Consider the following 14040-nt stretch of genomic DNA (forward strand, 5'->3'; position numbering starts at 1 on the left):
AATGGCTTATGAATTAATGATTTAAAACCTTATTTAAAAATTCTCTCAATCTTTCATTGCTAGGATTTTCAAATACTTCTTTAGGGCTTGCATCAACAGCAATTTTTCCTTTATCCATAAAAAATATACGATTGGCAACATTTCTAGCAAAGCCCATTTCATGAGTTACTACAAGCATAGTTAAACCTTCTTTTGCAACATCTTTCATAATGCTTAGAACCTCGCCTATCATTTCAGGATCTAGAGCTGAAGTAGGCTCATCAAATAAAATAACATCAGGATTCATCATCAAGCTTCTAGCAATAGCTATGCGTTGTTTTTGTCCGCCAGAGAGCTTATGGGGCATTATATTTTCTTTGTCTGCTAAACCCACCTTAGTAAGAAGTATTTTTGCTTTTTTTATGGCTTCTTCTTGACTTAAAATTCCTGTTTTAATGGGTGTTAAACATAAATTTTCCATAACATTTTTATTAGCAAAAAGATTAAAATGCTGAAACACCATGCTAACTTTTTGCCTGATCTTATTAATATCAATTTCTTTATCAAGTATGTTTTGTTTATTGATTAAAATTTCCCCACTATCAGCTAGTTCTAAGCGATTGATGCAGCGTAAAAATGTACTTTTTCCGCCTCCACTTGGACCTATGATAGCTATTACATCGCCTTTTGAGATTGTAGTGTTAATATTTTTTAAAACTTCTAATTCTCCATATTTTTTTTGTAAATTTTTAACTTCAATCATTTTTATTCATCCTAAGTTCAAGTTTTTTTGCAAAATAACTAAAAATTTTTACACTTACGTAATAAACAAGTCCAGTGAAAATAATAGGTTTTGGATTGTAAAGTACGGCTTGCAAGCTTTGACTTTGCATGGTAATATCAATAACACTAATAAATCCTACAACAGAAGTTTCCTTAAATAAAGAAATAAATTCATTAGCTAATGCAGGTAGAATGTTTTTAGTAGCCTGAGGAAGAATAATTTCTTTCATTGAAGTTTTGTAATCAAGTCCCATTGCTCTTGCAGCTTCCATTTGTCCTTTATCTACACTATTAATGCCGCTTCTTACAATTTCTGCTATATAAGCCGAGCTATTAAGTCCTAGTGCAAGAATGGCTGCATAAAGGTTATCTATAAAAGTAAAAATTACAAAAGCAAAAATCATCAATTGTAAAATTATCGGTGTTCCTCGTATAATGTCTATATATTCATCTATAATAAAATTAAGTGTTTTAAATTTAGAGAAGCGTAAAATAGCTAAGCTAAAACCAATAATCACTCCGATAATAACAGCACAAGCAGTTAATAAAAGCGTAATAAGATAACTTTTTAAATAAGCTTTTGCATTTTCTGTATAGCCATAGCTTACAACTCCACTAGGATCTTGAATTTTTAATATTTCTATCGGGAAAGAAAAATAGCCCCATAAAATAATAATAACAAAAAAAACAAAAATTCTTATATTTTTCTGATTCAATTTGTAAACCTTTTCAGAGAAATTATTTAAAAAAAGATTTTATAGAAATATCTTTGAATTTTCTCTAAAGATTTAAAAAAATGTGTTAGAATTTCCCAAAAATAAGGTTGTATTTATGGAAATTTTAGATTTCATTCTAATAGTTATTTTTGTGTTTTTAATGATTGTTTTGGTCATAGGTTTTAATCGTCAAATGATGCAAAAAAACAAAGAAAGAGAAGAAAGATTTAAAAAATATAAAAAAGGAGAACAAAATGAGTAAAAAAGTATTAATTCCATTGGCTCAAGGTTTTGAGGAAGCTGAATTTATAGGAATTGCGGATGTTTTAAAACGAGCAAGAGAATTAAATCCAGATTTGGAAGTTGTTATAGCTTCGTTAAACAGTGAGTTATTAGTAAAAGGTGCTAATGGCATTAGTATAAAAGCAGATTGTTCTATAGAGGATGTTGATATAGAAAATTTAGATGCCATTGCTTTGGCGGGTGGCTTTGAAGGTATGATGAATCTTAAGAATTCAAATGTTATTTTAAATATCATTAAACAACTTCATAGCAAAAATAAAATTGTTGCCGCAATCTGTGCTTCTCCTATAGTCTTAAATGAAGCAGGTGTTTTAGAGGGCGAGTTTGCTTGCTATCCTAGTTGTGAAGTTGGACTTAATGGAAATCGTGTTAACAAGGCTGTAGTTGTAAATAAAAATGTTATAACTTCAGCAGGTCCAGCTACGGCAATTCTTTTTGGTTTAGAGCTAGCTAAAAAGTTATGCGGTGATGAAATTTATCAAAAATTATATGAGGGAATGTTGCTACCTTTGACAAAATAGTTTAAATGGTAGTTTTTCTACCATTTAAACTAAAATAAAGCTTGAGGATTTTCTTTTTTTGTTTTTTCCTTAGGCAGTTCAAAACCTCCAAGCATATGAAAATGCAAATGAAAAACTTCTTGTCCACTATTTTTTCCACAGTTTGTTACCAAGCGATATCCACTTTTATCTACACCTAAAAGAACAGCTAATTCTTGTATGAAACTTGTCATTTTGGCCATAAGTTCAGGATCAAATTCTTGAAAGTCTTTAAAATGTTTTTTAGGGATTATAAGTATATGTATAGGTGCTTTGGGTGCAATATCATGAAATGCTAGAAAATCGTCACTTTCAAGCACTTTATTGCATGGAAGTTTACCTTCAACTATGAGTTCAAAAATTGTTTTTTCTCGCATTATTTATCCTTTTTTATTGTTGGTTTGATACAATTATATCTTTAAAGTTTGGTTTTTATGCTGAATTTAAAATAGTTTTTAATAGAATTAGAACTTGAAATATTTTATTTAAGGTAAGAAAATTGCAAAATTTTATAGAACAGATTCAAAAATGTGAGAATTTAAATGATTTGGAAGCCATTAGGATTTCCGTTCTTGGAAAAAAAGGTATTTTAACAGAAGGCTTTACAAAGCTTAAAGAGTTAGAAGATGATGCGAAAAAAGAATTTGCTGCTAAACTAAATGCACAAAAAGAAATATTTAATGAGGCTTATTTAGCCAAATTTAAAGATTTGGAAAATCTTGCTTTAGAAGAAAGAATGAAACAAGATGCTTTAAATTTTAACTATTTTGATGAAAGTATTACAACAGGTGCCTTGCATCCTGTTATGAGCACCATGGATAAAATCATAGAGTATTTTATAGCTTTGAATTTTAGCATAGAAAAAGGGCCTTTAATAGAAGATGACTTTCATAATTTTGAAGCGTTAAATTTACCTAAATCTCACCCCGCAAGAGATATGCAAGATACCTTTTATTTTGATGATAAAAGGCTTTTAAGAACACAAACTTCACCAGTGCAAATACGGACAATGCTTGCACAAAAACCTCCTATTAGGATGATAGCCCCTGGTGCTGTATTTAGAAGAGATTTTGATATTACGCATACTCCTATGTTTCATCAAGTTGAGGGCCTTGTGGTGGAAGAAGGGCAAAAGGTTAGCTTTGCAAATTTAAAAAGTGTATTGGAAGATTTTTTGCGTTATATGTTCGGAGATGTGAAAGTTCGTTTTCGTCCAAGTTTTTTCCCATTTACAGAGCCTTCTGCTGAAGTTGATATTTCTTGTGTATTTTGCAAAGGAAAGGGTTGTAGAGTTTGCAAACATACAGGTTGGCTTGAAGTTTTAGGATGTGGAATAGTTGATCCTAATGTTTATAATTTTGTTGGTTATGAAAATGTAAGTGGTTATGCCTTTGGATTGGGAGTAGAGCGTTTTGCAATGCTTTTGCATCAAATTCCAGATTTAAGATCTTTATTTGAAGGTGATTTGAGATTATTGGAGCAGTTTAGATGATAATTACTAAAAGTTGGTTGAATGATTGGTTAGAACTTGAAGAAATAAGTTCGGATAAAATAGCTAAAACTTTAAACTCTATAGGTATAGAAGTTGATAGGGTTGGCGCTTTAAAAGCTCCAGATAAAGTTGTTGTAGGCTATGTTAAGGAAAAAATTAAACATGAAAATTCAGATAAATTAAGCATTTGTCAAGTTGATATCGGAAGTGAAACCTTGCAAATTGTCTGCGGTGCTGCGAATGTTGATGCAGGACAATTTGTAGCTGTTGCAACTAAAGGTGCTATCATGCCAAATGGTATGGAAATAAAAGAAGCAAAATTACGAGGAGTGGATTCTTGTGGTATGCTTTGTTCTAGTTTAGAACTGGGTTTTGAAAAAATCAATGAAGGAATTATGCTTTTAGATGAGAGTATAGGGAAATTAGAACTTGGGAGAGCTTTAAATACTTATGAAATTTTTAATGATGAGCTAATAGAAGTAGAACTTACTCCTAATAGGGGTGATTGTTTAAGTATTTATGGTATTGCTCGTGATTTGGCTACAGCTTTAAATTTAAATTTAAAAGAACCAAAACCATTCAAAGAAAGTGAAAATGTTTTAGGTATCGGTAGAATTTTGCGCTTAGCAGCTGAGAAAGAACTTAATGGACTTTATAATTATCGAGCCATAGAGTTAAAAGAAGAAATTCAAACAAACTTATTACTTAGTTTAAGACTTGCTCAAATTGAAGGTTTGGGAAAAAATTCCATAGAAAATTTATTAAATTATGCAACACATTCAACTGGTGTTCTTTTTAATGCTTATGATTTAAGTAGTTTTTCTGAAAAAGATGAAGAATTTACCATTAATTTAAGCAAGCAAGTGCATGGAGAAACAAAAGTATCTTGCAAAGATAAACTTTTAAGCTTTAGCGGAATTTTCCAAAATAATGAAAGTAGATGTAAAGATGATTCTAAAATAATTATTATTGAGGCTAATTATACCGATCCATTGGTAATTGCAGATGCTAAAATATATCATAAAGATCAAGATGAAAAAATGCTTTATAGAAGTTTTAGGGGAAGTGAACCTAAATTAAATTTAGGAATGGATTTTTTGCTTAGTATTTTTGAGCAGATTCCAAATCTTGTTATTTATAGTTCTTCTCAACAAATTTTAACTGACAAAGAATTACCAATCATACCAATAAGTATTGAAAGTATTGGCGATATAATAGGACAAAATGTTGATAAAGATGAAGTATTAAAAATATTGAAAAAATTAGGTTTTGAACTCATACTTTCAGGTGAAGGGCTTATAAATGTTAAAGCACCTTTACATCGTCCTGATATTAAAAATTTATCAGATATTTGCGAGGAAGTTGTAAGAATTATAGGTATTGATAATATTGCTTCTAAGGGTTTAGAATTTATAGAAAAAAATCGTTTAAATTCTGCATATAAAAATTATATTGAGTTTTTGAATTTAAGGAAAAGAGCAGTAGCTAGTGGTTATTTTGAAAGCTTACATTATGTTTTGGATAATGAAGAAGAGCTTAAAAGATTGGGTTTTGACTCTGTTAAATTAAAACTAATTAATCCAATTACAGCAGAACTTAATACTTTAAGAACAACCCTTTTAAATCATTTGTTAAATGCAGCAAGTTTAAATGCAAAAAATTCTAAAAAAATTATTAAACTTTTTGAACTAGGGGCTGTTTTCAATGTTAATAATCAAGAATTAAATCGTATCGCATTTATCCATTCTGGCTTAAAAGAAGAAGCTAAAATTTCCAACAAGGCAAAACCTGAATCGGTGCAATTTTATGATTTTCTTTTAGACATTAAAAATATTATAGGTGATTTTAAACTAAAATCATCAAAATATAATATTTTAAGCCCTTATGAACAAGCAGATATTTACCTATCGGATATTAAAGTAGGTTTTATAGGCCGTTTGCATTTAAAAATAGAAAATGAGAGAGATTTACCAAAAACATATATTTGCGAACTTGATTTAGATTTAATCAGGCAAGATTTTAAGATAGCTAAGCCTTACTCCAAATTCCCAGCTATCACTAGAGATCTTAGCGTGTTAATACCTAAAGGTTTTGAATACAATCAGATTAAAAATTGTATCGAAGAATTGAATTTAGAAATACTTGAAAATTTTCGTTTAGTTGATATTTATAGTGATGAAAACCTTAAAGAATTTTATAGCATTACTATAAGTTTTTCTTTTAGGGATATAAATAAAACTCTAGAGGATAATCAAGTCAATGAATGTATGGATAAAATTTTAAATACTCTTAAAAATTTGGGTCTTGATTTAAGATGAAAATTTACAAATTGCAAACCCCTGTAAATGCTATACTTGAAAATATAGCAGCAGATAAAAGCATATCTCATCGTTTTGCTATATTTTCGCTTTTAACACAAGAAGAAAATAAGGCTCAAAATTATCTCTTAGCTCAAGATACTTTAAACACTCTTGAAATTATAAAAAATCTTGGAGCTAAAATTGAACAAAAAGATTCTTGCGTCAAAATTATACCCCCTAAAGAAATTTTATCTCCAAATTGTATTTTAGACTGTGGAAATTCAGGAACTGCTATGCGTTTGATGATAGGATTTTTAGCAGGAATTTCTGGTTTTTTTGTTTTAAGTGGAGATAAGTATTTAAACAATCGTCCTATGAGAAGAATAAGCAAACCACTTGCTCAAATAGGCGCTAGAATTTATGGAAGAGATGAGGCAAATTTAGCTCCACTTTGCATAGAAGGTCAAAATTTAAAAGCTTTTAACTATAAAAGCGAAATTTCTTCGGCTCAAGTTAAAACAGCTATGATTTTATCTGCTTTTAGAGCTGATAATGTATGCACTTTTAGTGAAATTTCTCTTAGTCGAAATCATAGTGAAAACATGTTAAAGGCTATGAAAGCTCCAATAAGGGTTAGCAATGATGGCTTAAGTCTTGAAATAAGTCCTTTAAAAAAACCTTTAAAAGCTCAAAATATAATCATTCCTAATGACCCTTCTTCGGCTTTTTATTTTGCTTTAGCAGCTATTATTTTGCCTAAATCTCAAATTATTTTAAAAAATATTTTACTTAATCCTACTCGTATAGAGGCGTATAAAATTTTGCAAAAAATGGGTGCCAAACTTGAAATGACAATAACTCAAAATGATTTTGAAACTATTGGTGAGATCAGGGTGGAGTCTAGCAAGCTTAATGGCATAGAAGTTAAAGATAATATTGCTTGGTTGATAGATGAAGCGCCTGCTTTGGCTATAGCTTTTGCTTTGGCTAAGGGTAAATCTAGTTTAATAAATGCTAAAGAATTACGCGTTAAAGAAAGCGATAGGATTGCTGTGATGGTTGAAAATCTAAAGCTTTGTGGTGTTAAAGCTAGAGAACTTGATGATGGTTTTGAAATAGAAGGTGGATGCGAACTAAAATCTTCAAAAATTAAAAGCTATGGAGATCACCGTATTGCTATGAGTTTTGCTATTTTAGGTTTGCTTTGTGGAATTGAGATTGATGATAGTGATTGTATAAAAACTTCTTTTCCAAATTTTATAGAGATTTTATCAAATTTAGGAGCTAGGATTGATTATTGAATTAGCAAAAAACTATGGTTTTTGTTTTGGTGTTAAAAGAGCTATTAAAAAAGCAGAACAAATAAAAGATGCCGCAACTATAGGCCCTCTTATTCATAATAACGAAGAAATTTCTCGTTTGCAAAAAAATTTTAATGTCAAAACTTTGGAAAATATACAAGCTTTAAGCAATGAAAAAAAGGCTATTATAAGAACTCATGGTATTACAAAGCAAGATTTAGAAGAATTGAGAAAAAAAGATATAGAAATTTTTGATGCCACTTGTCCTTTTGTTACAAAACCACAACAAATTTGCGAGCAAATGAGCAAGGAGGGTTATGAAGTTGTTATTTTTGGAGATGAAAATCATCCCGAAGTTAAAGGAGTAAAAAGTTATGTAAGTACAAAAGCTTATGTGGTTTTGGATAAAAAAGAACTTCAAAATATAAAACTTCCTAATAAAATAGCTGTGGTAAGCCAAACAACTAAGAAGCCTGAGCATTTTATGGAGATAGTAAATTTTTTAATACTTAAAACCAAAGAAGTAAGGGTTTTTAATACTATATGTGATGCAACCTTTAAAAATCAAGATGCCATTAAAGAACTCTCGCTTAAAAGTGATGTTATGGTTGTTGTAGGGGGTAAAAACTCAGCCAATACAAAACAACTTTTTTTGATTGCAAAAACCAATTGTGAAGATAGCTATCTAATTGAAACCGAAGAAGAGTTAAAAAAAGAATGGTTTTTGGATAAAAAACATTGTGGCATTAGTGCAGGTGCTAGTACTCCTGATTGGATCATACAAAAAGTTATCGCCAAAATAGAAAATTTTAAGATTAATTAAAAAATGTTTTCAAATAGAATAAAAAAGTCAAAAATTTAAAAAAAATTAACAAAAATAAAAAAACTTAACACTAATTAAAGAAAAATAAGGTAAAATCAATCAATTTCTAAAAATTATTTTAAAGGACCATAATGAGCGAGGTGAACAAAAAAGTTCAAGGCGGCGTAGATGATTATCTTGAGGAAGAAGATTTTGGACAGCTTTTGGAGGCTTTCGATAAATCAAGAGAAGAGGCTACAACAGAGGGTGTGATTGTAGAGATCAAAAATGATGAAGTTTATGTAGATATAGGTAAAAAATCTGAAGGTATTTTAGCTCTTAGCGAAATACAAGATGACAATTCTAAGCTATTATTTAATGTAGGCGATAGTATTAAAGTTGCTGTTATGGGTTCTCGTGGTGGCAGATCTTTACTTTCTCATAAAAAAGCTTTGAGAAAAGAAAAAGTTATTGAATTTATTAAAAACTATCAAGAAAATCAAGATGATATTTTTACCATAAAAGTAGTTGGAAAAAATAAAGGCGGATTGATAGTTGTTGATGAAAATGATGTTGAATTTTTCTTACCAAAATCTCAATATGGCTTCAAAGAAACAAATAATATTATAGGCAAAACGTTTAAAGTTAAAATTATTAAAATCGACAAAGATGAGCAAAGTATCATTGTTTCTCGTAAAAAAACTTTAGATGATGAGAGAAGAAAACGCAAAGAATTGATCAATAATGTAGCACAACAAGAAGATTTAATTGAAGGTATTGTGAAAAAAATTACCACTTATGGTATGTTTGTAGATGTAGGAGGTGTTGATGGCCTTGTTCATTACAGCGAAATTTCTTACAAAGGACCTGTAAACCCTGGAACACTTTATAAAGAGGGCGATAAAGTTCCAGTTAAAGTAATAAAGTATGATAAAGAACGCAAACATTTATCCTTATCTATAAAAGCGGCTTTACCTGATCCATGGAGCGAGATAAAAGATACTCTTGATGTAGGTGATACCATTAAAGTAATAGTATCAAATATAGAGCCTTATGGTGCTTTTGTAGATTTAGGAAATGATATAGAAGGATTTTTACATATTAGTGAAATTTCTTGGGATAAAAATATTAAAAATCCAAAAGATTATATCAACAAAGGTCAAGAAATTGATGTTGAAGTAATTGAAATCAATCCAAATGAAAGACGCTTAAGGGTTTCTTTAAGAAATTTACTTTCTAGACCTTTTGATGAATTTATGAAATCTTATAAAATTGCAGATGTGGTTGAAGGAGAAATTACCTCAGTAACTTCTTTTGGTGCATTTGTTAAACTTGGTGGTATTGAAGGTTTATTGCATAATGAAGATGCTTCTTGGGATAGAAACGATAAATGCAAAGATAAATTCTCCCAAGGAGATAAAATCAAGGTAAAAATTATCAAAATAGACGAAGAAAACCAAAAAATATCATTAAGCACAAAAGAATTAAGCAGCTCTCCAGTTCAAGAATATGCCAAAATTCATAAAGTCGGCGATATTGTAAAAGGCACTATCCGTGATATTAAAGATTTTGGTGTTTTTGTAGAGCTAAGTAAAAATGTTGATGCTTTAATTCATAAAGAAGATATAAGCACTTCTATGCTTGAAAATTTAAAAATTGGCGACGATATTGAAGCTGCTATAGTTTTTATTGATGAAAAGAAAAATAGAATTCGCCTAAGTGTTAAAAATCTTGTTAGAATGAAAGAAAGAGAAGTTCTTAATGAAATCAATAATGATGATAAAGTGACTTTAGGTGATATCATTAAAGATCAGCTAGCTTAATGAAAAAATACATTACAATAAGCATTTTGAGTATTTTATTACTCATTTTGCTTGCTGTTGTTTTTACATTGCTTTGGCAATTTAAAGCTAATGTAAATTTCATTCCACAACTTGCTAAAGATACAAATACACAGCCAAGCATTCAAACCCAAAATCAAGATCTTTCATGGCAAGAAGAATTAGCAAAATGGCCTACAAGAGATTTTACCCCAGCAGCAGAAAAATTTACCTTATATTTTGATGCGGATACTAGCGAGCTTAAGGAGAAAAATAAATATTATCAACTTATAGTTGGAAAATATGATATTTATTCTATGTTTTGCTTAAGACAGACTTTAAATTCTTTTAATGTGAAGTATTTTCTTCTTAAATCAGGTGATAGTCCAGAAATCTTTTTGGATACAGGTAATGAAAAACTTATAGATGATATTATCAAAGAATTAAAAAAATATAAAATAAATACAGAAGTAAAGGAAATTTGGTTATGAAAAAAAAGATTATAGTATGTGATGCTATTTTGGATAAAGGTGTCGATATTCTAAGAAAAGCTGAAGATATTGAGCTTATAGAAGCTGCAAAAGTTCCAAAAGATGAACTTATGCAAATGCTAAGCGATGTTGAAGTTGCTATTACTAGAAGTTCTACAGATGTAGATATAAATTTCTTAAATCATGCCAAAAAATTAAAAGCGCTTGTGCGTGCTGGGGTGGGCGTAGATAATGTTGATATTCCAGAGTGTTCTAAAAGAGGAGTGATTGTGATGAATGTCCCAACTGCAAATACTATTGCCACAGTTGAACTAACAATGGCACATCTTTTAACATCAGCTAGAAGCTTTGTCAATGCTCATAATTTTTTAAAAATTGAAAGAAAATGGGAAAGAGAAAAATGGTATGGCATTGAATTGATGAACAAAACCCTAGGGGTTATAGGTTTTGGAAATATAGGTTCAAGAGTAGCTATCCGCGCTAAAGCATTTGGTATGAAAATTTTAGCCTATGATCCGTATATTTCTGCTTCTAAGATTACAGATTTAGATATGGAGCAAGCAAAAAATTTGGATGAAATTTTAGAAAAAAGTGATTTTATTACCATTCACACACCAAAAACCAAAGAAACCAATGGTGTGATAGGAAAGCAAGAAATTGCAAAAATGAAAGATGGAATAAGATTAATAAATTGTGCTCGCGGAGGATTGTACACAGAAGAGGCTTTATATGAAGGTTTAAAAAGTGGTAAAATAGCATGGCTTGGTATAGATGTGTTCGATAAAGAACCCGCGACTAATCATCCTCTTTTAGACTTTGAAAATATTTCGGTTACTTCTCACCTAGGAGCAAATACTTTAGAAAGTCAAGATAATATCGCAAGAGAAGCTTGTGAGCAAGCATTAAGTGCAGCACGAGGCGTAGCTTATCCTAATGCCTTAAATTTACCAATTAAAACTGAAGATTTACCACCTTTTGTAGCTCCTTATATAGAACTTGTTTCTAAAATGGCTTTTTTAGCTGTTCAAATTGATAAAAATCCGATAAAAAGTATTAAATTAGAGGCTGAAGGAATTATTGGCGAGTATGCAAATTCTATGCTAACCTTTGCAGCTGTTGGTGCTTTGGGTGGAATTTTAGGAGAGAAAATTAATTATGTTAATGCAGAATTTGTAGCCAAAGAAAAAGGAGTTGAATTATCTTGCGAAACTCTTCCAAATAGTGGTTATAATAATAAACTTAGTGTTAAAATTATCACCGAAAATTCAAATATCAGTGTTTCAGGAACAGTGTTTAATGAAAATGAACAACGCATAGTTGGATTAAATGGCTTTAAAACTGATTTTAAGCCAAAAGGGAAAATGATTATTTTTAAAAACAAAGACATACCAGGAGTTATAGCTAAAATCAGTTCCGTTTTGGCAGCTAAAAATATCAACATAGCTGATTTTAGGCTTGGTAGAGATGGTTTTGGGTATGCTTTGGCTGTTGTTTTGATTGATGAAAAAGTTCAAAAAGAAGTATTAGATGAACTAAAACAATTAGAGGCGTGTGTATTTGTCCAATATGTTGAAATTTAAAATTTTAATTATAGAAGATGATATAGATTTAAACGAACTGCTTGTTTTAAAGTTGAAATCTAGTGGTTATGAAGTTATATCTTTAGTGGATTTTTTTGGAGTTGAAGATTTGCTCGATAATGAGCAAATCGATCTTGTAATAGTCGATAGAAATTTGCCCAGTGGAGATTCTTTAGAAAAAATTCAAGATTTAAGAGAGCAAGGATATAAAGAAGCAGTTATTTTTCTTACAGCCAAGGCTTTACATCAAGATTTGCTCGAAGGCTTTGAAAGTGGTTGTGATGATTATGTTTGCAAACCTTTTGATTTTAATGAGCTTTTGCTTCGCATTAAAGCAATTTTAAAACGCCATAAGAAAGAAGAAGAAAAGCTATCTTTTGGTGATTTTATTTTAGATTTGGCTAATTATGAATTCTTTTACAAAAATCAAAAATTAGAAATCTCAAATCTTGACTATGAGCTTTTAAAATGTTTTTTTGAAAATCCAAATACCTTGCTTACTAGACAATTTTTAAGCGAAAGTGTTTGGAAAGATGATACTACAAGTGATAAAACAATCAATATAGCTCTAACAAGACTTAGAAATAAATTTCCAAAACTAAAAGATCATATTATAAGCGTTAGGGGTGTTGGCTATAAATTATGCTAAAAACTAAAAATATTTTTATAGTTTTTTTTGTTGTATTGGCTTTGATTTTTGGGTTTATTTTTTATACTTTTACTAATTCTTATCTTAATTTCTTGCTTATAAAACAATATGAACAAAAAATCAAAAGCCTTAATGATGTTTTAAAATTTTCTCTCTTAGAGCATTTAAATGATGCCAATATTAAAGATTTTGCTAAAGATACTAGGGCTGATTTTATTATCCTAAACAATGATATGAAAATAAGTTCTGTAAAAAATCCTGATTTTTTTTCTAATCTTAAAGAAGGAGAAATTTTAAATTTCAATTCAAAAAAAATTCTTACCAAAAGCTTTATTTACAAAGGATATAAATATATTATTATTGTTTATCCTCGTTTTTTAGATTTAGAACTTTTTTGGACAAAAATAGCAATCGGTTTTGGAGTGTGCTTGCTGTTTGTTTTTATTTTGATGTTGTTGTTAGGTAGAAGAATAGAGAAAAATTTTAATAAAATTTTGGATTTTTTGGATTCTATAAGTGATCATAAAGTTGTTATATTAGAAAAAGGAATGTTTAAAGAATTTAACTTACTAAATGAGAAACTTTTAAAAACTAAGGATAAAATTCTAAAGAATACCCAAAAAAATAAAAAACAAAGCGATAAAATCACTTTAAAAAATACTCAGCTTGCTAGCGTGATTTCTGCTATTTCACATGAGCTTAAAAATCCTTTAAGCGTGATTGATCTTAGCTTAGAAATATTAAAAGATGAGAAATTAGAAGATAAAAAATTAAAAAAGGAATTGCTAGAAAAAATTTCGCGTCAAAGCATTAAACTTAATGCTTTGACCCATAAGCTTAATTTTGTTTTCAATCTTAATAGTGAAGCCTTGCAAATGCAAGAATTTGATCTTTTTTTTCTATGTGAAAAAATCACTAAAAACCCAGGCTTTGAAAGAGTTGTATTGCAAGGTAAAAGCACGAAAGTTAAGGCTGATGAATTTTTAATCGAGCAAGTGATTATAAATTTGCTTTCTAATGCTTTAAAATATAGTCAAAAAGAAGTCATTTTAACAGCAAGAGATCAAAAAATAATAGTGCAAGATTTTGGAAAAGGCATAGAAGAAGATAAAATAAAATTGATTACAAAAAAATTTTATAAAATTGATGTAAAAAGCGATAATTCTTTTGGTTTAGGACTTTTTTTAGTAAAGAAAATTTTAAATATACATAAAAGTTATCTTGAAATTTCTAGCACTTTAGGCTATGGTTCTAGTTTTAGCTTTAAACTCAGTCAAGGATAAAA

The 14040-nt window shown here is 29.6% G+C and carries 14 protein-coding genes; 11 read left to right on the forward strand and 3 right to left on the reverse strand.

Going from position 1 to position 14040, the window contains the following annotated elements:
• Window positions 1-13: 13 nt before the first annotated feature.
• Window positions 14-742 carry an amino acid ABC transporter ATP-binding protein gene (locus ELQ10_RS05950; protein ID WP_002921723.1) on the reverse strand — a complete coding sequence of 243 codons (729 nt, stop codon included), beginning with the start codon at window positions 740-742 and terminating at the stop codon, window positions 14-16.
• The gene (locus ELQ10_RS05955) at window positions 735-1478 is read right to left on the reverse strand and encodes an amino acid ABC transporter permease (protein WP_086032153.1); all 744 of its coding nucleotides are present in this window, start codon (window positions 1476-1478) and stop codon (window positions 735-737) included. Before ELQ10_RS05955 ends, ELQ10_RS05950 begins: the two co-directional genes overlap by 8 nt.
• An 82-nt stretch (window positions 1479-1560) precedes the next feature.
• On the opposite strand from ELQ10_RS05955, the gene ELQ10_RS05960 reads away from it, so the two are divergent.
• A complete protein-coding gene (locus ELQ10_RS05960) occupies window positions 1561-1740 on the forward strand; it encodes a hypothetical protein (RefSeq protein WP_011812746.1) in 180 nt (59 codons plus the stop codon).
• Window positions 1733-2302 carry a DJ-1 family glyoxalase III gene (locus tag ELQ10_RS05965; protein WP_002869165.1) on the forward strand — a complete coding sequence of 190 codons (570 nt, stop codon included), beginning with the start codon at window positions 1733-1735 and terminating at the stop codon, window positions 2300-2302. The genes ELQ10_RS05960 and ELQ10_RS05965 overlap by 8 nt, the downstream gene beginning before the upstream one ends.
• A gap of 29 nt (window positions 2303-2331) precedes the next feature.
• Here the strand turns inward: ELQ10_RS05965 and ELQ10_RS05970 are convergent, their stop codons facing one another.
• On the reverse strand, window positions 2332-2697 hold the full coding sequence (locus ELQ10_RS05970; protein ID WP_086032152.1) for a histidine triad nucleotide-binding protein: 366 nt from the start codon (window positions 2695-2697) through the stop codon (window positions 2332-2334).
• Between the two features lie 122 nt (window positions 2698-2819).
• Between ELQ10_RS05970 and pheS the strand changes: the two genes are divergently transcribed.
• The 9 genes from pheS (at window position 2820) to ELQ10_RS06015 (ending at window position 14038) form a co-directional block, all read left to right on the forward strand.
• Window positions 2820-3812 (forward strand): phenylalanine--tRNA ligase subunit alpha, encoded by a 993-nt coding sequence (gene pheS / locus ELQ10_RS05975; protein WP_052834386.1) that lies wholly within the window; start codon window positions 2820-2822, stop codon window positions 3810-3812.
• Complete coding sequence (pheT, locus tag ELQ10_RS05980) at window positions 3809-6130, forward strand: phenylalanine--tRNA ligase subunit beta (protein WP_002877346.1); 2322 nt, start codon at window positions 3809-3811, stop codon at window positions 6128-6130. Before pheS ends, pheT begins: the two co-directional genes overlap by 4 nt.
• A complete protein-coding gene (aroA, locus tag ELQ10_RS05985; RefSeq protein WP_134250321.1) occupies window positions 6127-7413 on the forward strand; it encodes a 3-phosphoshikimate 1-carboxyvinyltransferase in 1287 nt (428 codons plus the stop codon). The genes pheT and aroA overlap by 4 nt, the downstream gene beginning before the upstream one ends.
• Window positions 7403-8236, forward strand: a complete 834-nt coding sequence (locus ELQ10_RS05990) for a 4-hydroxy-3-methylbut-2-enyl diphosphate reductase (protein ID WP_002857098.1) — start codon at window positions 7403-7405, stop codon at window positions 8234-8236. The genes aroA and ELQ10_RS05990 overlap by 11 nt, the downstream gene beginning before the upstream one ends.
• Before the next feature lie 131 nt (window positions 8237-8367).
• A complete protein-coding gene (locus ELQ10_RS05995) occupies window positions 8368-10038 on the forward strand; it encodes a 30S ribosomal protein S1 (protein ID WP_052834388.1) in 1671 nt (556 codons plus the stop codon).
• Window positions 10038-10526: a hypothetical protein gene (locus ELQ10_RS06000; RefSeq protein ID WP_134250322.1), complete on the forward strand. Its 489-nt coding sequence runs from the start codon at window positions 10038-10040 to the stop codon at window positions 10524-10526. The genes ELQ10_RS05995 and ELQ10_RS06000 overlap by 1 nt, the downstream gene beginning before the upstream one ends.
• A complete protein-coding gene (gene serA, locus ELQ10_RS06005; protein ID WP_134250323.1) occupies window positions 10523-12106 on the forward strand; it encodes a phosphoglycerate dehydrogenase in 1584 nt (527 codons plus the stop codon). The genes ELQ10_RS06000 and serA overlap by 4 nt, the downstream gene beginning before the upstream one ends.
• Window positions 12093-12755 carry a response regulator transcription factor gene (locus tag ELQ10_RS06010; protein ID WP_052834389.1) on the forward strand — a complete coding sequence of 221 codons (663 nt, stop codon included), beginning with the start codon at window positions 12093-12095 and terminating at the stop codon, window positions 12753-12755. Before serA ends, ELQ10_RS06010 begins: the two co-directional genes overlap by 14 nt.
• Entirely contained in the window at window positions 12749-14038 is a 1290-nt protein-coding gene (locus ELQ10_RS06015) for a HAMP domain-containing sensor histidine kinase (RefSeq protein WP_052834390.1), read from the forward strand. Before ELQ10_RS06010 ends, ELQ10_RS06015 begins: the two co-directional genes overlap by 7 nt.
• Window positions 14039-14040: the final 2 nt, after the last annotated feature.

The sequence above is a fragment of the Campylobacter sp. US42a genome, assembly GCF_004379055.1.
In the GTDB taxonomy this organism is placed as follows: Bacteria; Campylobacterota; Campylobacteria; order Campylobacterales; family Campylobacteraceae; genus Campylobacter_D; species Campylobacter_D jejuni.

Bases quoted from the DNA above. Each gene is read 5' to 3' on its own strand.
- ELQ10_RS05950 (WP_002921723.1), bottom strand. From the start codon at position 742: ATGATTGAAGTTAAAAATTTACAAAAAAAATATGGAGAATTAGAAGTT.
- ELQ10_RS06010 (WP_052834389.1), top strand. From the start codon at position 12,093: ATGTTGAAATTTAAAATTTTAATTATAGAAGATGATATAGATTTAAAC.
- ELQ10_RS06000 (WP_134250322.1), top strand. From the start codon at position 10,038: ATGAAAAAATACATTACAATAAGCATTTTGAGTATTTTATTACTCATT.
- serA (WP_134250323.1), top strand. From the start codon at position 10,523: ATGAAAAAAAAGATTATAGTATGTGATGCTATTTTGGATAAAGGTGTC.
- ELQ10_RS05995 (WP_052834388.1), top strand. From the start codon at position 8,368: ATGAGCGAGGTGAACAAAAAAGTTCAAGGCGGCGTAGATGATTATCTT.
- ELQ10_RS06015 (WP_052834390.1), top strand. From the start codon at position 12,749: ATGCTAAAAACTAAAAATATTTTTATAGTTTTTTTTGTTGTATTGGCT.
- ELQ10_RS05970 (WP_086032152.1), bottom strand. From the start codon at position 2,697: ATGCGAGAAAAAACAATTTTTGAACTCATAGTTGAAGGTAAACTTCCA.
- pheT (WP_002877346.1), top strand. From the start codon at position 3,809: ATGATAATTACTAAAAGTTGGTTGAATGATTGGTTAGAACTTGAAGAA.
- aroA (WP_134250321.1), top strand. From the start codon at position 6,127: ATGAAAATTTACAAATTGCAAACCCCTGTAAATGCTATACTTGAAAAT.
- ELQ10_RS05965 (WP_002869165.1), top strand. From the start codon at position 1,733: ATGAGTAAAAAAGTATTAATTCCATTGGCTCAAGGTTTTGAGGAAGCT.